Annotated in this window: 22 protein-coding genes and 1 riboswitch; of the genes, 10 read left to right on the forward strand and 12 right to left on the reverse strand. The window is 68.2% G+C overall.

Going from position 1 to position 21,142, the window contains the following annotated elements; translation table 11 throughout:
• Window positions 1-90 precede the first annotated feature (90 nt).
• The 4 genes from BLR41_RS10460 to BLR41_RS10475 are packed head-to-tail and all read right to left on the reverse strand — an operon-like array spanning window position 91 to window position 3,849.
• Complete coding sequence (locus tag BLR41_RS10460; RefSeq protein ID WP_092627817.1) at window positions 91-837, reverse strand: (2Fe-2S)-binding protein; 747 nt, start codon at window positions 835-837, stop codon at window positions 91-93.
• Window positions 838-887: 50 nt separating this feature from the next.
• Window positions 888-1,673 (reverse strand): ABC transporter ATP-binding protein, encoded by a 786-nt coding sequence (locus BLR41_RS10465; protein ID WP_092627818.1) that lies wholly within the window; start codon window positions 1,671-1,673, stop codon window positions 888-890.
• Entirely contained in the window at window positions 1,670-2,800 is a 1,131-nt protein-coding gene (locus BLR41_RS10470) for a FecCD family ABC transporter permease (protein ID WP_245694045.1), read from the reverse strand. The genes BLR41_RS10465 and BLR41_RS10470 overlap by 4 nt, the downstream gene beginning before the upstream one ends.
• Window positions 2,801-2,811: 11 nt before the next feature.
• Window positions 2,812-3,849: an ABC transporter substrate-binding protein gene (locus BLR41_RS10475; protein WP_176797934.1), complete on the reverse strand. Its 1,038-nt coding sequence runs from the start codon at window positions 3,847-3,849 to the stop codon at window positions 2,812-2,814.
• A 20-nt stretch (window positions 3,850-3,869) separates the two neighbouring features.
• Window positions 3,870-4,040, reverse strand: a riboswitch (cobalamin riboswitch).
• A 334-nt stretch (window positions 4,041-4,374) separates the two neighbouring features.
• Between BLR41_RS10475 and BLR41_RS10480 the strand changes: the two genes are divergently transcribed.
• Both BLR41_RS10480 and BLR41_RS23110 read left to right on the forward strand, forming a co-directional pair.
• Window positions 4,375-5,385 carry a 1-aminocyclopropane-1-carboxylate deaminase gene (locus tag BLR41_RS10480; protein WP_092627819.1) on the forward strand — a complete coding sequence of 337 codons (1,011 nt, stop codon included), beginning with the start codon at window positions 4,375-4,377 and terminating at the stop codon, window positions 5,383-5,385.
• Between the two features lie 95 nt (window positions 5,386-5,480).
• Window positions 5,481-5,777: a metallophosphoesterase family protein gene (locus tag BLR41_RS23110; RefSeq protein WP_218120061.1), complete on the forward strand. Its 297-nt coding sequence runs from the start codon at window positions 5,481-5,483 to the stop codon at window positions 5,775-5,777.
• 48 nt (window positions 5,778-5,825) lie between these two features.
• Here the strand turns inward: BLR41_RS23110 and BLR41_RS23845 are convergent, their stop codons facing one another.
• Window positions 5,826-6,176 carry a hypothetical protein gene (locus BLR41_RS23845; RefSeq protein WP_218120062.1) on the reverse strand — a complete coding sequence of 117 codons (351 nt, stop codon included), beginning with the start codon at window positions 6,174-6,176 and terminating at the stop codon, window positions 5,826-5,828.
• Between the two features lie 287 nt (window positions 6,177-6,463).
• Between BLR41_RS23845 and BLR41_RS23850 the strand changes: the two genes are divergently transcribed.
• Entirely contained in the window at window positions 6,464-6,682 is a 219-nt protein-coding gene (locus BLR41_RS23850) for a hypothetical protein (protein WP_342745359.1), read from the forward strand.
• A 65-nt stretch (window positions 6,683-6,747) separates the two neighbouring features.
• On the opposite strand, the gene BLR41_RS10490 is transcribed toward BLR41_RS23850, so the two are convergent.
• Together BLR41_RS10490 and BLR41_RS10495 are read right to left on the reverse strand one after the other, a co-directional pair.
• Window positions 6,748-7,380 (reverse strand): CHAP domain-containing protein, encoded by a 633-nt coding sequence (locus BLR41_RS10490; RefSeq protein WP_092627931.1) that lies wholly within the window; start codon window positions 7,378-7,380, stop codon window positions 6,748-6,750.
• Window positions 7,381-7,525: 145 nt separating this feature from the next.
• Window positions 7,526-8,335 carry an alpha/beta fold hydrolase gene (locus BLR41_RS10495; protein WP_092627820.1) on the reverse strand — a complete coding sequence of 270 codons (810 nt, stop codon included), beginning with the start codon at window positions 8,333-8,335 and terminating at the stop codon, window positions 7,526-7,528.
• Window positions 8,336-8,834: 499 nt separating this feature from the next.
• Here BLR41_RS10495 and BLR41_RS10500 point away from each other — a divergent pair, with 499 nt between their 5' ends.
• Window positions 8,835-9,311, forward strand: a complete 477-nt coding sequence (locus tag BLR41_RS10500; RefSeq protein WP_092627821.1) for an MSMEG_6728 family protein — start codon at window positions 8,835-8,837, stop codon at window positions 9,309-9,311.
• 179 nt (window positions 9,312-9,490) lie between these two features.
• On the opposite strand, the gene BLR41_RS10505 is transcribed toward BLR41_RS10500, so the two are convergent.
• Entirely contained in the window at window positions 9,491-9,895 is a 405-nt protein-coding gene (locus BLR41_RS10505) for an SRPBCC family protein (protein ID WP_092627822.1), read from the reverse strand.
• A 368-nt stretch (window positions 9,896-10,263) separates the two neighbouring features.
• Here BLR41_RS10505 and htpG point away from each other — a divergent pair, with 368 nt between their 5' ends.
• The gene (gene htpG, locus BLR41_RS10510) at window positions 10,264-12,165 is read left to right on the forward strand and encodes a molecular chaperone HtpG (RefSeq protein ID WP_092627823.1); all 1,902 of its coding nucleotides are present in this window, start codon (window positions 10,264-10,266) and stop codon (window positions 12,163-12,165) included.
• A 161-nt stretch (window positions 12,166-12,326) separates the two neighbouring features.
• Here the strand turns inward: htpG and BLR41_RS10515 are convergent, their stop codons facing one another.
• Window positions 12,327-12,944: a pectate lyase gene (locus tag BLR41_RS10515; protein WP_245694047.1), complete on the reverse strand. Its 618-nt coding sequence runs from the start codon at window positions 12,942-12,944 to the stop codon at window positions 12,327-12,329.
• A 950-nt stretch (window positions 12,945-13,894) separates the two neighbouring features.
• Between BLR41_RS10515 and BLR41_RS10520 the strand changes: the two genes are divergently transcribed.
• From BLR41_RS10520 to BLR41_RS10540, 5 genes are all read left to right on the forward strand, one after another.
• On the forward strand, window positions 13,895-14,272 hold the full coding sequence (locus BLR41_RS10520; protein ID WP_092627825.1) for a hypothetical protein: 378 nt from the start codon (window positions 13,895-13,897) through the stop codon (window positions 14,270-14,272).
• Between the two features lie 69 nt (window positions 14,273-14,341).
• Window positions 14,342-14,881 (forward strand): hypothetical protein, encoded by a 540-nt coding sequence (locus tag BLR41_RS10525; protein ID WP_092627826.1) that lies wholly within the window; start codon window positions 14,342-14,344, stop codon window positions 14,879-14,881.
• A complete protein-coding gene (locus tag BLR41_RS10530) occupies window positions 14,872-16,053 on the forward strand; it encodes an MAB_1171c family putative transporter (RefSeq protein WP_143013043.1) in 1,182 nt (393 codons plus the stop codon). The genes BLR41_RS10525 and BLR41_RS10530 overlap by 10 nt, the downstream gene beginning before the upstream one ends.
• 11 nt (window positions 16,054-16,064) lie before the next feature.
• Entirely contained in the window at window positions 16,065-17,270 is a 1,206-nt protein-coding gene (locus BLR41_RS10535; protein WP_092627828.1) for a metal-dependent hydrolase family protein, read from the forward strand.
• A gap of 131 nt (window positions 17,271-17,401) precedes the next feature.
• A complete protein-coding gene (locus tag BLR41_RS10540; protein ID WP_143013044.1) occupies window positions 17,402-18,022 on the forward strand; it encodes an acetoacetate decarboxylase family protein in 621 nt (206 codons plus the stop codon).
• A 163-nt stretch (window positions 18,023-18,185) separates the two neighbouring features.
• Here the strand turns inward: BLR41_RS10540 and rhaI are convergent, their stop codons facing one another.
• The 3 genes from rhaI to BLR41_RS10555 are packed head-to-tail and all read right to left on the reverse strand — an operon-like array spanning window position 18,186 to window position 21,057.
• A complete protein-coding gene (rhaI, locus tag BLR41_RS10545; RefSeq protein ID WP_092627830.1) occupies window positions 18,186-19,358 on the reverse strand; it encodes an L-rhamnose isomerase in 1,173 nt (390 codons plus the stop codon).
• Window positions 19,355-19,759, reverse strand: coding sequence for an L-rhamnose mutarotase (locus tag BLR41_RS10550; protein WP_092627831.1), 405 nt, complete (start codon window positions 19,757-19,759; stop codon window positions 19,355-19,357). Before BLR41_RS10550 ends, rhaI begins: the two co-directional genes overlap by 4 nt.
• Window positions 19,756-21,057: an MFS transporter gene (locus tag BLR41_RS10555; RefSeq protein ID WP_176797944.1), complete on the reverse strand. Its 1,302-nt coding sequence runs from the start codon at window positions 21,055-21,057 to the stop codon at window positions 19,756-19,758. The genes BLR41_RS10550 and BLR41_RS10555 overlap by 4 nt, the downstream gene beginning before the upstream one ends.
• Window positions 21,058-21,142 lie beyond the last annotated feature (85 nt).

The raw sequence follows: 21,142 nt of genomic DNA on the forward strand, positions 1-21,142 counted from the left end.
TCTGACGCATCACGCTCTTGCTGGTGATGGTGAGTATCTCGGCCGGGTCGCGTTGGATCATCGGGCCTTGCTTCGTACGGCTCAGTTCTGTCAGTGCGGGGTGTTCTCGCGGAGCAGGGCGCGTCGTTGCTCGGGAGGGCGGCCGGGGCAGGAGGAGCACTTGTCCTCGCCGGGCGCCCGGTAGAGCAGGCAGCACGAGGTCCGCTTGGTGAACAGCCGGGATGCGTTCTCCCGCGACTCGACCTCGGTGTAGCGCGGTGCGGGCATCGGGGCGTCCATGGCCGCGACCAGCGGTTCGGCCAGCGCGGTGGCCCGGCCCGGCGCACCTCGTGCACGGCCTGCCCAGAGCAGGCACCCGGCGATGGCGTCGGTCGCGATCGCCCAGAGAGGACGTTGCCGTATCCCGGCGGTGGCGGCCACCGAGGCGATGCTCCGGTCGAGGGTCCGCCGCAGCGCTTGGGCCAGTGATTCCAGCGGGTCGCTGCCGGGGAGCACGTTCACCGAGGTGACCCCGGACAGCCTGCTGTCCGGCTGCCAGTGCAGCCGCAGGTCCTCCAGCCGAGGCGACAGCGCCTCACCGGTGACGACGTACGAGGCGACCGACGGCGCGATCAGTTTGCTCGACGTCGAGAACCACCACAGCGTGGCCAGCACGCGCGCGTCGTCGGTGTACCAGATCCGTCCGCGCAACCGCAGCTGCTCGGCCATCCACTCGGGATTCTCGATGAGGGACGCGGGTAGCTGCCCCCAGCTCTCGTCGGGAAGCAGCCGAGCGTGCTCGGTGGGGTTCATCCCGTCGAGGGTGCTGGCGAGCAGTTGGTTGGCTCGAGTGCTCATGTCTCTCCTGGGGACGACAGCGGAACGCGCTCCGCACGGCAACGGGCGGATCAGTCTCCGAAGAGGACCGTCGGAGCTCCCGTACGGGGATGAGTACCGACCTCGGTGTGCACGCCGTACACCTCGGACAACAGCGATTCGGTGAGCACCTCGACGGGGGTGCCGATCGCCACCGCTTCGCCCGCAGCCAGCACGCAGATCCGGTCGCAGAAACGGGCGGCCAGGTTCAGGTCGTGCAGCGCTGCGAGGGTCGTCACGTTCAGCCGGCGCACGAGTGCCAGCACATCGAACTGGTGCCGCATGTCCAAGTGGTTGGTGGGCTCGTCGAGCACCAGCATCCCCGGTTCCTGCACCAGTGCCCGTGCGATGAGCACCCGCTGCTTCTCCCCGCCGGAGAGCTGGGCGAACTGCCGGTGGGCCAGCTCGGCCATCTCGACCATCTCCAGCGACACGGTCACGATCCGCTCGTCGCCGAGGCGATCCCCACCGATCCTCCGTCGGTGCGGCGCGCGTCCCATCGCGGCCACGTCGTGGGCGGTCAACTCGAACTCGGCGGGGGTCTCCTGCGGCAGGGCGGCCAGCCGACGTGCCAGCGAGCGGCGTGGCATCCGGAACACGTCCGCTCCGTCGAGCAGCACCCGCCCCTCGGCGGGCCGCAGTTGCCGGTATGCCGTGCGCAGCAGCGTCGATTTTCCGGCCCCGTTGGGACCGACCACACCGAGCACTTCGCCCGGCTCCGCCGTCAGCGAGACACGCGAAAGGACTTCGCGACCCCCGGCGGTGCAGGAGACGTCCCGGATGTCCAGCTCGGCCGGTCGCACTTCGTGGTGACTCATCGGTCCGCCTTTTCCCGGCGCGCCTGGCGACGTAGCAGCCACACGAAGAAGGGGCCGCCGCACAGCGCCGTGAGCACCCCGAGCTGGATCTCCTGCGGCGCGGCCACGGTTCGGGCGGCGAGGTCGGCGAGGATCAGGAACGTCGCCCCCAGCAGGGCCGCGGTCGGCAGTACGCGCCGGTGGTCCGCCCCGACCAGCATGCGCACCGCGTGCGGCACCATCAGGCCGACGAACCCGATGGCACCGCTGACCGCCACCATCACACCGGTCATCAGCGACACCAGCACGAACATTCCGGTGCGGAAGCGGTGCACGTCCAGCCCCAGGGTTCCGGCTGACTCCTCGCCCGCGAGCAGCAGGTTCAGCGACCCGGACTGCCACAGCAGCACGGCCAGACCGGCCAGCACCACGATCGCCGGTATCGGCAGCGTCTGCCACTCCGCCCCGGCGACGCTGCCCAACCTCCAGAACCGGATCGAGGACAGCAGGTGCGGATCGGAGGCGGTGCTCAGCAACAGGTCGGTCAGCGCGGAGAGCACGTAGGACAACGCCACTCCGGCGAGGACGAGGCGGGTGGTGGTCATCCGTCCACCCGAGCTCGCGAGGGCGTAGACCGCCGCCAGGGTGACCGTCGAACCGGCGAACGCGGCCACCATCGGGGTGGCGAGCGTCCCGAGAACCGTGGCGCCGGTGACCAGTAACGTCACGGCGCCCAGGGAAGCTCCCGACGAGATCCCGAGCAGGAAGGGGTCGGCGAGCGGGTTGCGGACGAGTGCCTGCAGTGCGGTCCCCACGGCCGAGAGCCCGGCCCCGACCATCCCGGCCAGTAGCACTCGGGGCAGCCGCACGTCCAGCACGATCGTGTCGTAGGTGGCCGGCCAGCCGGGATCGATCCATCCCGGAAAAACCCGGTGCACGAGGATGGCGGTCACGTCACTCGGAGGTAGCGAGACCGACCCGACGGCGAGACCGACGACGACGGCGACCACCAGAGCGGCGCCGAGCAGGACCAGCACCAATGGGTAGGAGATCCGGCGCTCGCTGGGCGAAACGCGCTCCGGGGCGGGGCGTGTCGCTTCGGTTGACGAGCTCGATTCCGCCTGCGCCGCTCGGGCGGGACTCCGCACGTTGCCTCCGCTCACCGGAACCGCCCCGGATGCAGTTGCTCGCTCAGCTCGGCCACGGCGCGGGGTACGCGTACTCCCGCCACGGCGGTGGAAAGCGGCAGCACCGCGAACCTCCGGTGCTTGATGGCCGGAACGTTCGCCAGTGCCGGCTTGCTCAGCAGCAGGCGTTTCTTCTGCTCGACGGTGGTCGATCCGTAGTCCAGGATCAGGATTCGTTCGGGACGCCGCTGAAGCACCTGTTCCCAGGAGACGTCGACGAAGCCGTCCCGCTGGTCGGCGAAGACGTTGCGGCCGCCGGACATCCGGACGATCGAGTCGGCGATCCCGTCACCCCCCGCGGTCAGGGCCGATTTCGTGCCGCTGTCGTAGACGAACACGCTCACCGGTTCCACCTCGCCCAGCTCGCGCTGAGTTTCCGACAGCGTCGCGTTCATACGGTCGATGAGCTCCCGGGCCCGTTCCGGTACGTCGAAGATCTTCGCGATCGTGCGGATCTCCTCGTGTACCTCGGAGATGCCCACCCGTCCGTCGGTGCAGTTGGCGATGTTCAGGTGAGTCCTCATACCCGCCTCGCGCAGTCGTTTACGCGAGCGCCCGTCCTGCTCTCCGAAGGCGGAGGCGTAACCGCCGTAGACGAAGTCGGGTGCCTGCTTCAACAACGCTTCGTAGGAGGGGTATCGCTCTGCCAGCACCGGAATCCGCCGGTACTCGTCGCGGTACTCCGCGAGGATCCGATCGTCCAGGTAGGCGGTACCGACCATGCGGTCGTCCAGGCCGAGCGCGAGCATGATCTCGGTGGTGTGCTGGTTCATCGTCACCGCGCGTCGCGGAGGGCGCTGGTAGGTCGTGGTCTCTCCGCAGTTGGTGACCGTGACGGGGAACCCGGCCGGGGACTCTTCCCGGGCGCCGGCGTTCGTTCGCGCGCCGGTGGCGCCACATCCGGCGATCAGTGTGGTCAGCGTCAGCGCGGCCAGCACCGTGGCGGCGCGTCGTGGTCGGTCGCGTCCGGCGCGGGGCCGGGCGGCGATACGTGTCGCCGGGTGGCGCATCGGTCCTCAATCCATCGTCGAGCGATACCTGCGCCGCAGCCGGTCTCCTGGCTTCCGGATCGTCACGTCCGCGCTGCCTTCCCGGCGTTTCGGCCAGTGGCTTCGTGGTGCGGGACGCTCCCCGGTCACAGTGGCGAGGACCACGCCGGACTCTCACCGGCTTCCCGTGCACTGCGGCGAAAATAGAAGCTACACGTTCGAAGCGCGGTGTTGGACCTTCGCATGACATTACCCACTCGCTCACCCCCGGCGGGACTGCCGGATGTGCGAGCCGAGGTTGGGCTTGTGCTGCGTGGCGGCGCTCGGGACAGCGCATGCACCGGCGAATTGACGTCCTCGGCGGAGAGCGCCCCCTTATCGGGCAGCGGGATCGACGACCCCCATGGGCGCTACCGGGATCGGTTTGGGTGCGAGCTGGTGCTCGGCTGGCCGGGCGGCCGTGGGTGGACGTGACAGCACGGAGAGCGCAGGATCCCGGTGGCGGAACAGGCGAGACCCACGAACTTTCGAACGGACGGGAGAAGCATGGCCCTGAGTGACTTTCCACGTTACCGCCTGCTGTTCGGGCCCAGCCCGATTCACCCGCTGCAGCGCCTGAGCGACCATCTCGGTGGGGCGCGGGTGTGGGCCAAGCGGGAGGACTGCAACTCCGGCCTCGCCTTCGGTGGCAACAAGACCCGCAAGCTGGAGTACCTGGTTCCGGACGTCCTGGCCAACGAGTCCACCCACCTGGTGTCGATCGGTGGTGTGCAGTCCAATCACACCCGGCAGGTCGCGGCCGTCGCCGCGAAGCTCGGGTTGCGGGCGCGGCTGGTGCAGGAAAGTTGGGTCGACTGGCCCGATGCGGTCAACGACCGGGTCGGAAACATCCAACTCTCACGCATCATGGGGGCACAGGTCCAGCTCACCGATGCCGAGTTCGGCATCGGCTTCAAGCAGAGCTGGCAGAACGCGCTGGAGGAGATCCGCGCGGAAGGAGGCACACCGTACGCGATCCCGGCCGGTGCCTCCGACCACCCGCTCGGCGGGCTCGGATTCGCCAACTGGGCTCACGAGGTCGCCGAACAGGAACGCGAGCTCGGCGTCTTCTTCGACACCATCGTGGTCTGCAGCGTCACCGGTTCCACGCACGCCGGCATGATCGCCGGTTTCGCCGAGCAGCAACGGCCCCGCCGAGTTCTCGGTATCGATGCCTCCGCGAAGATCGACAGCACCCGTGGTCAGGTCGCGAAGATCGCGCGAGACACGGCGGAGAAGATCGGGCTGGGCCGGGAACTGCGCGAGGAGGAGATCACCGTGCTCGAGGGGTGGGCGGGTGAGCACTACGGGATCCCCGTGGAGTCGACGCTGGAAGCGATCCGGCTGACCGGCAGGCTCGAGGGCGTCATCCTCGACCCGGTTTACGAGGGCAAATCGATGGCGGGACTCATCGACCTCGTCACCTCCGGTGAGATCGGACCGGACAGCAACGTGCTCTACGCACACCTCGGCGGCCAACCCGCCCTGAACGCCTACAGCGCCCTGTTCCGGGACTGACCCGCGACTCGGCCACCCCGATCGGCGCTTCGGCCGATTCGCGGAACTCGTGGCACGCTCACTCCGCCACCGACACCCGCTTCACCCTGGCCGTTATGCCCGACACGCAGTACCTGATCGAGGAGGGCGGTGATCGGAGCTGGTTGCTGTTCGCGTTGGACTGGCGGGTTTCCGACCGCGGCGTGCGGTGGGCGCGGGGTGTCCTGAACGAGCACCCCGAGCTGCCGACGATCCTGACCACCCACGAGCTGATCCGGGCCGCCGAAGAAGGGCTCGCCCACCTCGCCGAGCACGGGCAACGGTTGTGGGACGGGCTCATCCGCGGCGACGACCAAATTTTTGGCGATCGGTGGCCACTACTGGCCGTGCGGCCGCGCCACGCTGACCAATGACGCGGGCAACGCCGTGCACCTGCACCTCGCCAACTACCAGGAGCGCTACTACGGCGGTGCCGGGATGATCCGGCTGTACTTGTTCGAACCGGTGCGCGGCATGATCGACGTGGCGACGTTCTCGCCGTGGTTGCGCGAGCAGCACGCCGCACGGTGCTCGCCGTTGGAGGCCGCGAACGTGGAACTCACCGCGAACGCGGACCGGTTCGGTGTCGAGATCGACTTCGAGGAGCAGTTCACGGGATTCGCCCCACCGGCTTCGTCGCCGCAGCGCCCCGCCTCGGAAGTGGCGCACCACGACACCGTGGCCTCCTGGCGGTTCGACGGTGGCCAGAGCCCCAACAGCGGGGCGGTGTTGCGGGCGAAGCGGGGCGCGCCGATCAACAGCGCAGGGTTCACCCAGGGGTACACCATAGAGACGTTCCTCAAGTTGTCCGAGCCGTTCCGGGGTTCGCACGCCTGGACGGGCATCTTCGGCTGGGAGGGACGCGCGGGGGACGCGGGCAAGGACGGGGGCTACTCGACCGACGACGCGCCGGGTGGCCTAGCCCTGTCCGACGAGCGGTTCCTGCGGTACGTAGCGTTACCCGCACAACCGCGACGACGAGCCCACCTGTTGAAGCCTCGCGCTGCCCCTCGGGCAGTGGGTGCACGTGGCCGTGGTCAACGACGGTCGGCACACCACCGTGTACGTGGACCGGTCGAAGGTCGCGCGCAACGCCGCCGCCCGGTCGAAGGGAATCACCACGCTCGGCGAGCCGTTCGCGCTCGGGGACAAGCAGAGTGCGGGGCGCTACGGCCAGGGCTTCCACGGCTCGCTGGGTGACACCCGGATCACCGCTCGCGCGCTACAACCCGAGGAGTTCCTCAGCGCGGTGAGCTCGGACAGCGGGCGGGGGCGTTGAGCGAGACGAGGCCCTGAAGTACGGGCGGGCCACGAGCGCGGCTGAGCTGGTGCCCACTTGGTTCGTTACCAGGGGCGCACGCCGCCGTAGAAGGTGTTCTCGCCGAGCTCGTGCGTCTTGCGCATGACCCTGTCGGGGTTGTCCCCGGTGTTGCCCTCGATCAGGGTGACCCTTTCGCCCTGGATCTTCTCGACCACACCGATGTGGTGGCTGGAGTCGGGGGTCGCCGGTCCGGTGCCGAACAGCAGCACGTCGCCCGGCTTGGCGCTGTCCAGTTGGGTGCTGTCGTAGGCCGTGCCCTCGGTCTGCCCGGTGGTGTAGACGTCGCCGGTGAAGGAGAACTCCTCGGGTTCGACGTCCACGCCCGCTCTTTCCCAGGTCGTCATGGCGAACAGGGCGCACCAGGGCACGCACTGGTCGGAGTACTTGTGGCAGTTCTTGCCGGTTTCTTCGGTGCCGAGTTCGGCTTGGGCTGCCGTGATGATCTCTTCTCGCTCGGTGCCTGGGTCGGCCGTGATCACCGGTGCTGCCGTGTCTCCGGTGGGGGCTTGGGGTGGTTCTTCGGGTGTGGAAGGCAGGAGTACGGCAGCCGTGATCGCGGCCGCCGCCGACAGGCTCGTCACGAGGCCCAGTACGGCTCCGCGCCTGCGTGGCCGGCGTGCGGCTGGTTCTCCGTTGCGGTCATCTCGGTGAGTCACGCCCAGCACCTCCCGCTCGGCGTTGACGAGTTCCCCACCCGATATACCGTTCAGGGAGTGCGTATAAACGTTCCCTCGGTGCGCGGCCGTGGAACTTCCGGAGCAGGACGAGCCGAGGCGCTGCTCGGGGCAGCTTTCGACGAATTCAGTTTCCCGCTTCGACGGCCCGCCAGAACGAATCGACGCGGGAGTTCCATTCATCCGGTATTTCCTGGAAGGGTTGATGGGCCTCTTTTTCCATGATTTCGAACCGCGCGTGGGGAATTTTCTCGGCCACGGCGCGGCACAGCCGCGGACGCGCGGTCGGGTCGAGACCACCGGCGAGGACGAGCGCGGGTACGGAGATCCATGGGAGGTGTTCGGTCGTGTCGTGCTCGATGAAGCAGTCGAGAAACCGCTGCACGTCCTCGGCCGCTTGTTTGTGGGGGAAGGCGAGCACTTCCTCGATGAGTTGGTCGACGGTTCCGTCGTTGTGTGCTCGCGCCGTGTAGATGTCGAGGAAGAATCCCTCGAGGAACGCCCGTTCGCTCGGAGCGACCTCCACCAGCCAGCGGACGAACCTCGCCCACGAGCGGAGGTAGTGGTCCATCGCCGGCCACGTGCTCTGCAGGACCAGGCTGCGCACGAGCTCGGGGTGGCGCAGGGCCAGCTCCTGGGCGATGATGCTACCGCCCGAGAAGCCCGCCACGTGGGCGGAAGGAACCCCGACCGCACGCAGGAGGTGCGCCGCGTCGTCGGCCATCGTCTCCACGGAGAGGGGCGCCGCGGGCATGGCTGTCCTCCCCGCCCCCCGGTTGTCGAAGGCGATCAGGTGATAGCGGTCCGAGAGTCCGTCGAGCTGGAACTGCCAGGACTCGACGGTATCGCCCAGCCCACCGATGAGCAGGACATCCGGTCCTTGTCCGGTCTGTTCGGCCCAGATGTCGAGCTCCCCTGCGCGGATGTGCGTGCCCATGCCTGATGATCCTGTCCGTGGCCGTGCCACTCACGTGGGTCCGTGGGGTGGGTGCGGGTAAGCACCGGGTTCGAAGGAGTGGTCGTAGAAGGCCGGGTCGGGATGGTGCGGCCTGGACGTGCTCGAGGACGAACACCCTCGACACCGTTCCGGGGAACCCCCAAGACGTCGAGGACGCATCGGCCTGCGGCCCGGCGCATGCCCGCACGCCAGGTGGTTCCCGGTTCTGCTGACGTCTCGGTGAGCGCGTACCGTTCCGTGAAGGTCAGCGGGAACCCCGTGGGTTCCGTGACCGCCTCGCTCGCGGGGTGGTCGTCCGCTCCTCTCGCACCACGCACTCCCTCGCCGGGACCTCACGCGGATGACTCCACCGTCCTCTCCCCGCCGAGGTTCGCACCCCGCGGCGTGAGCGACGGCCGTGGTTCTCCTGCCGTGCGGGGGCGCAAGCTTGTGGTGCGGTGGGACCTCGCTCGTGGATCCTTCTCCGGAAAGGACTGCCGTGCAGACGTTCCTTCCCTGGTCGGAGTTCGCGTCGGTCGCGCGAGTTCTCGATTCCCGACGGCTGGGCAAACAGCGAGTGGAGGCGTTGCAGGTGCTGCGTGCCCTGACCGTGGCCCACTACGGCTGGCGCCACCATCCCGCTGCGAACATGTGGGCCGGGTACGAGGAGGCACTGACCCGCTATGGTCTCGAGATCTGCCGGGTCTGGTGCGCTACCGGGCGAGCCGACACCTGCGCCTCGTCGCTGCGAGCGGACCTGTCCAGCAGTCTCGGCCTGGAGGTCGTGCGCACGCAGGAATCGCTTGCCGAGGCGGGGGAGCTGCCACCGTGGCTCGGTGATCCGGTGTTTCACCGCGCCCACCGATCGGCGCTGGTGCGCAAGGATCCCGCGTACTACGGGGAGTGTTTTCCCGACGTGCCGCCCGATCTTCCCGCCGTGTGGCCGGTATCCGACAGGCCGCGCCGCACGCTGTGAGACCGCACCCCGGACTGCGGCGCGTTCTCCCGACACGGGGGCGGCGGGGAGCCGGTTCGGACAACCCGAGTGCCCTCGCGACGGTCTTGCCGCCCGGCGGTGTCTCGTGGGACGGCGCAGACCGAGGCGCTTTCGGGTTCTTCGCCGGGGGCCTACGTGCGGTAGTTCTCCCGGCGGGCTCATGCGGGGTTGGTGCTTCTTCCCTCGATCTGGCGTTTGATGTTCGCCAGGGTCTGCTCCAAACCCGCGCGGACACCCGGACCGTCGGCCCGTTCGGTGTGCAACGAGACCGTCACAGTGGATTGTCCGTCTCCGGCATCGGCGACCTCGAGTTCGCCGTGGTACTGATTCTCGCTCTCGGTTCCCCACCGCATCGAGCGAGCCTGGGTGTCGATCTCGAGCCAGGCCTCGCCCTCGCGGCGCTGCCCCTCGACCTGAGCCACCGTGCGCACGGTGTGTTGCCCGGTGGACTCGACGGAGACCATTCCCTCGAAGTAGTCGGGCAACCGGTTCACGTCGGCGAGGTATTCGAACAGAGACGCGGCGTCAGTGCGCACGGTGGCGCTGTGTTGGTAGTCACCCATGGCCGATTGTTATACCGGAGCGAAGGCTTCTTTGCTCGGTGCGTATCCGGGAAATAACGGAGTGTCGTCGCGAGTGGTTCTCGTGAACCGCGTGCTCTCGCGCGTCCCGTCGCGCCGCTGCTCGTCCTCGGTCCCGTGGGGTGGTTGTGGACGGGTGGGGCCTTACCGGCGAGGTCTCCGCGTAGCTCCGGGGTGGCTACCGGAGTGTCCCGACCAAGTCGCCGCGAACGCGTCGCGCGGTCGAAATCCGCCGTAACCGGCCCCGGGCGGGATGACCGTGGCGGTCGCGCGACCTCCTATAATTCGGCCGTACCGGTGTCGTTCTCCGAAGCGACGCGCGGGAGTCATGATTTCGGGAAAGGGGATCAGTGAGTACACAGGCGGAAACGTTCGAATTCCAGGCGGAATCCCGCAAATTGTTGCAGTTGATGGTTCACGCCATATATTCGAACAAGGACACGTTCCTGCGCGAGCTCGTTTCCAACGCCTCGGACGCGCTCGACAAGGTGCGGCTGGAGTCCTTCCGCGACAAGGACCTGGAGGTGGACACCTCCGACCCGCACATCCTGATCGAGGCCGACAGGGAGCACCGCACGCTGACGGTGCGCGACAACGGCATCGGCATGTCGCGGGACGAGGTCCAGGACCTCATCGGCACGATCGCCAAGTCGGGCACGGCGGAGCTGCTGCAGCAGCTGAAGGACACGCAGGACGGCGCTGCCGCGCAGGAGCTGATCGGCCAGTTCGGACTCGGGTTCTACGCCAGCTTCATGGTGGCCGACCGGGTGACGCTGCTGACCCGTCGGGCGGGTGAGAGCACCGGCACCCGCTGGGACTCGACCGGCGAGGGCACCTACACCCTCGAGACGGTCGAGGAGGCCCCGCAGGGCACTGCGGTGACGCTGCACCTGAAGGCCGAGGACCAGGAAGACAGCCTGCTCGACTACACCGACAGCACGACGATCACCAACATAATCAAGCGCTACTCCGACTTCATCTCGTGGCCCATCCGCATGGAGGTCAAGCGCACCGACTCCGAGGGCGAGACCACGCGGCAGATCGAGACGATCAACTCGATGAAGGCCCTCTGGGCGCGCCCCAAGGAGGAGGTCGCCGAGGAGGAGTACCGCGAGTTCTACAAGCACATCAGCCACGACTGGAACGATCCGCTCGAGACGATCCACCTGCGGGCCGAGGGCACGATCGAGTACCAGGCGCTGCTGTTCATCCCCTCGGTCGCCCCCTTCGACCTCTTCACGCGGGACCACAAGCGCGGCGTCCAGCTCTACGTCAAGCGCGTGTTCATCATGGACGACTGCGAGGAACTCCTGCCGGAGTACCTGCGCTTCGTCAAGGGTGTGGTGGACGCGCAGGACCTCTCCCTCAACGTGTCGCGGGAGATCCTGCAGCAGGACCGCCAGATCCAGATGATGCGCAAGCGTCTGGTCAAGAAGGTTCTGGCCACGGTCAAGGACATGATGAGCCAGGACCCGGACAGCTACGCGAAGTTCTGGGACCAGTTCGGTCAGGCAGTCAAGGAGGGGCTGCTCAACGACGTCGACAACCGCGAGCAGATCCTCGAGATCGCCTCCTTCGAGTCCACGCACGACGCGGAGAACAAGACGACGCTGCGTGAGTACATCGAGCGGATGAAGGAGGGCCAGGACAGCATCTACTACATCACCGGCAGTTCGCGGTCCAAGGTCGAGAACTCCCCGCACATCGAGGCCTTCCGGGACAAGGGCATGGAGGTGCTGCTGCTGACCGACCCGGTCGACGAGATGTGGGTGGAGTCGGTCCCGGAGTTCGACGGCAAGCGGTTCCAGTCGATCGCCAAGGGCCAGGTCGATCTCGACGAGCAGGACGAGGACGGCAAGGACAGCGAGCGGCAGCAGGAGTTCGCCGACGTGCTGTCCTGGATGTCGACCAAGCTCGCCGAGGACGTGAAGGAAGTGCGGCTCTCCTCGCGCCTGAGCACGTCACCGGCCTGCGTGGTCGGCGACAACGACGACATGGGGCCGACCCTGGAGAAGATGTACCGGGCCATGGGCCACGAGGTGCCGCCGGTGAAACGCATCCTCGAGGTCAATCCCGACCATCCCCTCGTGAGCGGGATGCGCGACTCCTACGACAAGAACGGCGAGAGCCAGGAGTTGAAGGAGACGGCCGAACTCGTCCACGGCATGGCGCTGCTGGCCGAGGGCGGCGAGCTCCGCGAACCCGCGCAGTTCACCAGTCTGCTGGCCAACAGGCTCGCCCGAACGCTGTGACCACTTCGCCCCTGGCGGGGCCGGAGGCCGACCGCTCTCCGGTCCCGTCAGGGGCACGTGGTGGGGGCGCGGTTCGGCGAACCGCGACGCGATTCCCCGGCAGACGCCACGGAACGCATCGTCGTCCCGTGCGTCGAGGCTGTGCTCGACGAAGCCAGGGGTCATTCGAAGTCGATGTCCGATTCGTCGTACAGGCAGTTCTCGCTGGGGCCGCTGCCGATCCGCTCGGGTTCGGTTCCGTCGTCGTTGCCCAGGTACGAGACGCAGATGTCCGTTCCGGGGTCACCGGCGACCGTGATGTCGGAGAGCGCGACGGTGTCGCCGTAATTGACGTTGACCCCGGTCAGTTTGTTCTTGGGGGCGGTTGTCCTGATGTCGTGGATGAACGCGTGACGTTCGTACTGCTCGGTGCAGTTACCGCAGGACAGGTAGAAGGTGCCGAAGTCCCTGGCCCGGAAATCACTGATCACCATGGTTCCCGGGCCGTTGTGCTGGAACACCTTGTCCTTGGCGGCCTGCGCACCACCGCCCTTGATCACCATCAGGTCCCACGTGTCTCCGGCCGCGAGTGTCGCGGCGTCCTCACCGACGTCCTCCCACCACACGTTCTGCAGGGTGCAGGAGCCGAGACAGTGGATACCGTCGGAAGCGGGCGCGCCGATGATCACGTTCTTCAGCGTCGCACCGTCGGCGAGTTCGAAGATCGGCGGTTGGTCCTCGTCCTGGTTACCTCCGCCCAGGTCGCCCTCCCCGTAGTAGCGGGTGAACCCACCGTTCAACTCGCCCTCGACGGTGATCGTGGAGTCGACGGCCTGCTCGCCGTGTGCTTCGGGGATGGGAAGTGCCTCCGGGGCGGGAGGGCTCGGTGTGCCCCACGGGAGCAGCCACAGCCATGCCCAGCACGGTCAGCGCGCTCAGCGCTGCCGAGTACAGGCCTTTCTTGGCGCGGGAAGAAGCACGGGACAACAAAGTTTCTCCCTCTCCGATCCGGAAAACGCTTTCCTCAGGGTTACGATGAGTCATTCGAGGAACCAATCGGCTGTTCTTCCTCGCGGGTTGGGTGAGGCGGCCCAGTGAGGTCGTACCTGAACGGCGCATGACGTCGGCTCGGTGATGCGTCGCTACGCAGCTGTTCAGGGCTTTGCGGAAGCGTGCCGGCCAGGCAGCGGGCGTGATCTCGTGGTGTCGCCGAGGTGTTCGTGTACTGGTGGGTGTCCGAGGTCGCATCGGGCGGAGCGATACACCGCAGCCGACCGGGGACGAGCAGCGCACGAGGCCTCTACCCCCAGTGAAGAGGCCTCGTGGACTCGTACTCGGACGATGAGTGCTCCGTGGGCCCGGCGGCTTCGCCGCAGTGGCTCCGCCGGGGGCGATTCCCGCGAGGGCGAGTGGGGTCGGAGACAGCCGGGCGTGCTCTGCTTGCCCCGGCGGGCCCGTGGGGAGTCCTGCCGGTGGGCCGGTTCGAACGAGCGCTCTCGCGGTCGGTTGCGCTTGGCCGCACGCCTCGGCCGGGGCGATCGGTCAAGGATCTCGTTCAGCACGCCCTTGCTTCCAAGCCCGTCCCCCTTCCTCCTAGCGCTCGAAGTGGGCTTTGGGCAGCTCATCGTGTCAGATATTCTTGACTTGCTTGGGAACGTACGGTCAGAGGCAGCAGTTGTCAAATATCGGCGACATTGATGTTGTAGATGTTTGACTCGGCTGTGGCTGGGGGACCGATTGGAGGCTCGGCGTGACAGACGAGGGGCGCGAGGCGTTCGCGAGCCGGCTGTACGAACTGATGAACGAGCAGGTCCGGGACGACGGGCGTCCGTGGTCGATTCCGGCACTGGCGCGTGCGCTGACGGAGCGTGGTCATCCCATCTCCCGGCAGCACCTGCACGGTGTGGCCAACCAGAAGCACGTGCCCACCTGGGACCTGGTGCGCGCGCTCGCCGAACTGTTCGGCACGACCACGGACTCGTTCACGGGACGCCGTGCCGACGCGGACGACGAACTGCCCGTCCTGCTGAACAGGGCGGGCGAGCTGGACGAGAACGGGCGGGCGGAAGTCGCGGACTTCATCCGGTTCCTGCACCAGAAGCGCAGGCGGACCGGTCCGGGCGAGTGAGATTCCCGTAATTGGTGGGGCCGCGGCCGGACGCGCCGGCAGGGTGGCTCGGGTGATCGAGGGAGCAACGTGTCGTTACGGCAGGTCTGGAGACGGAACCGGGAGGAGGCCCGGCTGCGGCGGCAGCTGCGTTCGACGCTGCGCCGGGCGGGCATCGCGGAGCCCACCGACATGCTCGAGGTGTGCGAGCGCCTCAGCGCGATCTGGCCGGTGCCGATCGTGGCAGCGCCATTCGATCTGCCCGCGCACGGACCGTTCGGGTTGACCATCCGGTACGCACCTGAACCGCGGGACGAGGCGATCTACATCCTGTACCAGCGGGTGGCGACCCCGTTGCACCAGCAGCACGTCGTGGCGCACGAGCTCGGGCACGTTCTCGGCGGTCACCCCCTCGAGCCGGTCAACGATCTGTCCGAGATCGACCCGAGTGGTAGCACGGGAACGCTCCGCCGTACCTCGTACAACTCCCGCGTCGAGCGGGAGGCCGAGACGATCGCGACCGTTCTGCTCGGCCGTGCCGCCGCGCAGGAGGGTGTCACCCTGCCCTCGAACGACGCCCGTGACCACCGGTTGCGGCGTGTGCTTGGAGACAAGGTCGAATGGCTGTGACGCCGATCGAGATGCTCGAACTGGTGATGACCGGGTGGTTCGGTTATCGCCTCGCCCGCAGCCCCCGCGATCGCGGGTTGTGGGTCATCGTGGTGGCGCTGGTGTTGTTGCTGCTCGGTGAAGCGTTCATGATCACCGCTCTGCGGGCGTTGACTGGCGGCGTGGTAACCGCGGGCATGGGCAAGCTCATCCAGAACTGCGCGCTGGTGCTCGGGTTCTGCGCGGTGATGCTGTTCTTCCTGCTGTCGGCGTCCGGGACGCGATACGCCTCCGGTCGCGCGGAGGAACGGCCGCGAGTGCCGCTGCGGGGGTGGTGGGACGGTGCCACGGCTGTGGTGGTGTGCGTGGTGCTGTCCTTGTCGATGGCGGCCACGCCGCCGCGGCTCCAGGCCGCTTCCTACCCGGCCAGCGGCAGGTTGCAGGATGCCGCCCTCGATCGTCCCGAAGTGGTGGCCTTCTACGCGGTTGCTCTCGTCTACTTCACGTATTCCTGCAGCGCTGCCGCGGTCTGGGCGGTGCGCTACGGGCGCGAGTCCAGTTCCCGCGTGCGGTTCGGGCTGCGCTTGGCAGCGGCGGGCATGGTGCTGTTCGGCATCGCCTCGGCCGGGCGCGGGATGTACGTCGCTCTGGCCGGGGCCGGCCTGGTGGCCCCGGACGCGCTGGCCACCGGCGCCACCTCGCTCATCGAGGTCGGCGCGGTGCTGTGGATCAGCGGACTGCTCGCGGTCGGGATCGCCGCTCGGTGGGCCACGTTGCGGGTCTGGCTGCACCACCGGCGTCAGTACCGGGCCCTGCGGCCCCTGTGGGAGCGAATGCACCAAGCCTTCCCCGAGGACGCACTCGACCACACCCGCCGGGCGCCGGGACGGCTCTGGCGGGACAGGTTCTCCGCCGCACAGGTGCACCGCGCGTTCTGGCGCCGGGCGATCGAATGCCGCGACGGCCTCTCCAAACTCAGCCCATGGCTGCGGGACGTCGGCTGCGATCCCGAGGCGGATCCGGCCGAGCAGGCCGACGCCGTGCGCCGCGCACTCGAGCTGCGCGCAGCCGGACACACCCCCTCCTCGTCGGCGCCCCTGCTGGTGGCGGCTCCGGACACCACCGCGGCCACTGTGGACACCGAGGTGAGCCAGTTGGTCCGGCTCGCCCAAGCCCTCGACCCGCACGACTGAAAGTGGAGCCCATGCAACAACTCATCACCGCCGACCAGGTAGTGCCCGGCCCGGACGGGCAGCGGATCGCCGACGGCGCGGTGCTCGTCGACGGGGAAACGATCACCGCCGTCGGACCCCGCGCCGAAGTCGAACCGCACGCCGACGACGCGCGGCGGCACACCGCGGTGGGCGGCACCGTGCTGCCCGGCCTCGTCAACGCCCACGTCCACCTGACGTGGGATGCCGGCTTCGGCATGCTCGAACGCTACCTGGCGGCCGACGACGCGGAACTGCTGCTCGGCATCGCCGGTCGTGCGCAGCAGGCGTTGCGGGCGGGGGTGACGACTCTGCGGGATCTCGGCGACCGCGACGGGCTGGTGCTGCGGGTACGCGACGCGATCGATCGTGGTGACCTCGCGGGCCCGCGCCTGCTCGGCTCCGGGCCGCCGTTGACTCCGCCGAAGGGGCACTGCTGGTTCTTCGGTGGCGAGGTCTCCGGTCCGGCGGAGATCCGCGATCGCATCCGGGGCAACGTCGCCCTCGGTGCCGACGTCATCAAGGTGATGGCCTCGGGCGGGGAGATGACCCCCGAGTCGCCGGCCACCTGGCAGAGCCAGTTCTCCGCCGAGGAGCTGGCCCTCGTGGTGCGGGAAGCCCACGCGGCCGGACTTCCCGTGGCCGCGCACGCGCACGGCACCGAGGCGATCGCGGCGGCGGTCGAGGCCGGTGTGGACACCATCGAGCACTGCTCGTGGCAGGGTGCGGACGACTCCGGTCCGGACCTGCGGGACGAGGTCGCCCGCGAGATCGCCGAGCGGGGGATCGTCGTGTGCCACGCCTACCCGCCGGACTGGAGGACCTTCCAGCGGGTCGTGGTCGGCGAACAGCGTTCGCAGGCCGCCCTCGACCGGCTCCACTGGATGGACAAGCACGGGGTCCGGTTCGTGCCCGGCACCGACGCCGGCCTGCCCACCTCGGTGTTCGACAACTACGTCGGCGCGCTGAGTTACTACGCCGACGCGCTCGGCTGGTCCCCCGCGCGCGTGATCGACATGGCCACCAGCGGGGCGGCCCGCGCGCTCGGCCTGGACCGGGTCGGCCTGCTCGCGCCCGGTAACACCGCTGACCTGCTCGTGGTCGACGGTGATCCGCTCGCCGAGCTGACCGCGCTGCACCGGCAGCGGCTCGTGCTCGCCCGGGGGCGTGTGATCACCCCCGACGTCGCTGTCGGGTAGAGCGTGGCGGGGCGTCCGGAACCGGGGGCGCGTTCCGTGCTGTTCGGGCTTGCTCGGTGTGGGTAGGCTGCTGGGCACACGAGATCGTCGGAGAACCACGATTCGAATCCAACACGGGAGTCGGCACGGACATGACCTATCCGCCACCACCATGGTGGCTGTCCGGTGAGATGTCCGTGTCGCTCTGGCGGCTGCCGAAGCGACTGCTCCCCACTGTCCCCAAGGGACTGTCGCCGGTGCTGCTGGGGGACACGGGCCTCGTCGGTACCGCCTGGGTTCTCTACCGGACCGGAAGCGTGCTGGAGTACAACGAGCTGCTCGCCGCCGTGCTCGTGCGGCGTGGCGCCCGGCTCCGGGCGTGTATCACCCACATCTGGGTGGACAGTGCTGCCTCCCTGCGGGGAGGTCGTGAGTTGTGGGGCATTCCCAAGGAGCGGGCAACGTTCGGGGTCGACTCGGTGGACCCGTTGCGGATCGAGGCGCACGGGATCGCGTCGGCGTCCCTGACCGACCGGGTGTCGCTGCCGGGGAAGTGGCCGCTGGGCTACCGGATCGCGCAGTCGATGGGCGGGGCGATCGTGGAGAACCGGGTGAGGGCGCGCGGTCGTGCTGCCGTGCGCACCGCGTCCTGGCACCCGGAGCCACACGGTCCGCTGGGATGGTTGCAGGGGCGTGGGCCTTTCCTCAGCCTCGCGATGCACGACTTCGAGATGCGGTTCGGCGAGAAAGCGGACCCGCCCGTCCAGGGGTGATGCGTCCCGGTGGGGGAGACCGCGGGTCGGTTGCCCAGCCACAAGAGGGACAACGACTCGACCGACAGCACTCGGCGGGCGGGAACGGTTCCCTTCCCGCCCGCCGAGGGGTGACCGTCCGTGCGGTCGCTCTCCTGCCGGGTGTGCTCGCCCGGTGTGCCCCTCAGCCCCAGCCTGCCTGCGCACCGCCGACGCGTTGCTCGGCCAGGTGCCGCTGGTGGCCGGACTCGGCGTAGGCGCGCATCGGCTCCTCGGGCAGGCCGCGCGAGGCGCGCCACTGTGCCAGGGCCGGTCGAACGTCGGTCTGGAAGGCGTCCATCAGCACCTCGTTCGCACCGAGCACGTCGTGCTCGGCCTGGGCCTTGTCGAGGGCCGCCCGGTCGACCAGCAGCGCGCGGGCGGTCATCTCCTGCACGTTGAGCACCGAGCGGATCTGACCGGGGATCTTCTCCTCGATGTTGTGGCACTGGTCGAGCATGAAGCGAACCGGGGAATCCTCGTCGAGCCCACCGTTCGCGATGACCTCGTACAGGATGCGGAACAGCTGGAACGGGTCGGCCGCACCGACGATCAGGTCGTCATCGGCGTAGAAGCGCGAGTTGAAGTCGAACGAGCCGAGCTTGCCCAGCCGCATCAGCTGCATGACGATGAACTCGATGTTGGTGCCCGGCGCGTGGTGGCCGGTGTCCAGACAGGTCAGCGCCCGGTCACCGAGCGCGCTGACCTGCGCGTACGAGGTCCCCCAGTCGGGGACATCGGTGTGGTAGAAGGCCGGTTCGAAGAACTTGTACTCCAGCACGAGCCGTTGGTGCGCGTCGAGCCGCTCGTAGATCTCGGCGAGCGACGCGGCGAGCCGGTCCTGACGCGCCCGCAGCGAGTCCTGACCGGGGTAGTTCGTCCCGTCGGCCAGCCAGATCTTGAGATCGGTCGATCCGGTGGCGTGCATGATCTCGATGCACCGGAAGTGGTGATCGATGGCCTTGCGCCGAATCGCGGGGTCGGAGTGGGTGAGGCTGCCGAACTTGTAGTCCTCGTCCTGGAACGTGTTGGCGTTGATCGTGCCCAGCTCGACCCCGAGATTCTCGGCGTGGGCCTTGAGCTCGGTGAAGTCCTCGACGTCGTCCCACGGGATGTGCAGCGCCACGCTCGGCGCGAGCCCGGTCATCTCGTGAACCTTGGCGGCGTCGGCGATCTTCTCGTGCGTGTCGCGCGGGGTTCCGGGGGTGCCGAACACCTTGAAGCGGGTGCCGGAGTTGCCGAACGCCCAGCTGGGCAGTTCGATGGACTGGCGGGCGAGCGTTTCGGTGATCTCGTCGAAGCGATGCGGTACGGTCATCGTTCCCCTTCGTTCGGATCGGCGTTGTCGAGTACCGGTGTGGTGCTCGCGTGCTGGTGGTGCTCGTCGAGATCGGCGAGCTGGTCCTCGAGGTGGAAGACCTCTTCGAGGGTGATCGCGGTCTGGTCGGCGCGTCCGCTCCGGCCTACGAAGAGATCGGCCATGTACTCCTCCCAGATCGCGGCTACCCGCGATTCCGCGAGGTGGGCGTCCGAAGCGGACACGGAGTCCGTCTCGTAGTAGCCGATCAGCAGCCCGTCCGGACGCAGGAACAGCGAGTAGTTGCGTCGCCCCGACGCCTCGAGCTCGCGCAGCATCTCGGGCCACACGGCCGCGTGGCGGCTCCGGTACTCGTCGAGGCGGTTCGGGTCGATCCACAGCTGGAAGCACACGCGGGTCATGAGGTCGTCACCGGGTCTTCGGCTGTCGCGGTTCCGTAGCGCTCCCGTTCGATCTGCTTCAGGTCCTTGCCCTGGGTGTTGGGTGTCCACAGTGTTCCGATGAGCAGGGCGGCGGCCAGCAGGCCGAGGATGAGCAGGCCGAGCCCCTGCAACCCGATCTGTGCCAGCAGCATCGGGAACCAGACGCTGAGCACGCCGACGAGCACTCGGGCGGCCAGGAACAGCACGCCCTGCGCGCTGGCGCGGTACTGCGTCGCGAACAACTCGCTGGTCCACAGGCCGTAGAAGGCCTGCGCGCCGACACCCATGGACACGCCCCAACCGATCGCGAAGAAGAGCAGGGTGAACATTCCCGGGGGGACGTAGATCAGCGCGGCCCAGGCGAGAACGCCGAGCAGGGCGCTGGAGCAGTACAGCCACCGGCGGCTCATCCGGTCGGCGAGCCGCATGAACCCGAGGTAGGTCGCCGCGCTGGTGCAGCCCCACATGAGCACCTGCAGCAGGTACTGCTCGGTCACGGACGTAACGCCCGCCGCCTCGTACACGCGGGGCTGGAAGATCCCGGACTGCCCGGCCACGGTGTTCCACAGGGCGTAGACGCCGAACAGGAACAGCATCGCGGTGAGGTTGGCCTTCTTGGTGAACAGGCCGCGCAGGCTGCCCAGGAAAGAGGGGCCCTCGTTCTGGGCGTTTTTCTTGTCGCGCCAGATCCCGGATTCCGGCAGACCGCGTCGCACCCACCAGGTGATGGCGGCGACGAGGAACAGGTGCGCGAAGATCAGTCGACTGCCGAGCAGGTCGAGCGGGGCCACGACGACGGCCAGCAAGTAGCCGATCATCGGACCGATCGACCAGGCCAGCTGGGCGGTGCCCACGTGCGCCGCTCGTTCGTGCGCCGGTGCTTCCTCGGCGATGTAGGTCCACGAGGCGGTCACCCCGGCGCCGACGGCGATGCCGGTCAGTATGAAGGCGGTCAGCAGCATCCCGTAGGACGTGGCGAACACGGCCAACAGCACGCCCAGCATGTACAGCAGCAGGTCGTAGGTGTAGATGAACTTCCTGCCGTACCGGTCGCACAGCGGGCCGCCGATGGCCGCGCCCGCCGCGGCGCCGAACGCGTTGGCGCTGAGTGAGGCGAGCAGGCCGACAGCCAGGTTGTCCAGGCCGAATTGTTCCTGCCACAGGCTGAGGCTCGTGGCGATCGCGATGATCGATCCGGCCTCGATGTAGTTCGACATGGCCACGGCGATCGTCGCGCGCCACCCCGTCGTGCGGTTGTTTCTGGAACGGACCCCCATTGGTCCTCCCATCCGTTGAACCTGGTCTCTCACGCTTCGACTGCGGAAGCAGTAGAGGTAAATCGTTTCAAAGTGATGCGAACCA

The sequence above is a fragment of the Actinopolyspora mzabensis genome, assembly GCF_900101095.1.
Classification (GTDB): Bacteria; Actinomycetota; Actinomycetes; order Mycobacteriales; family Pseudonocardiaceae; genus Actinopolyspora; species Actinopolyspora mzabensis.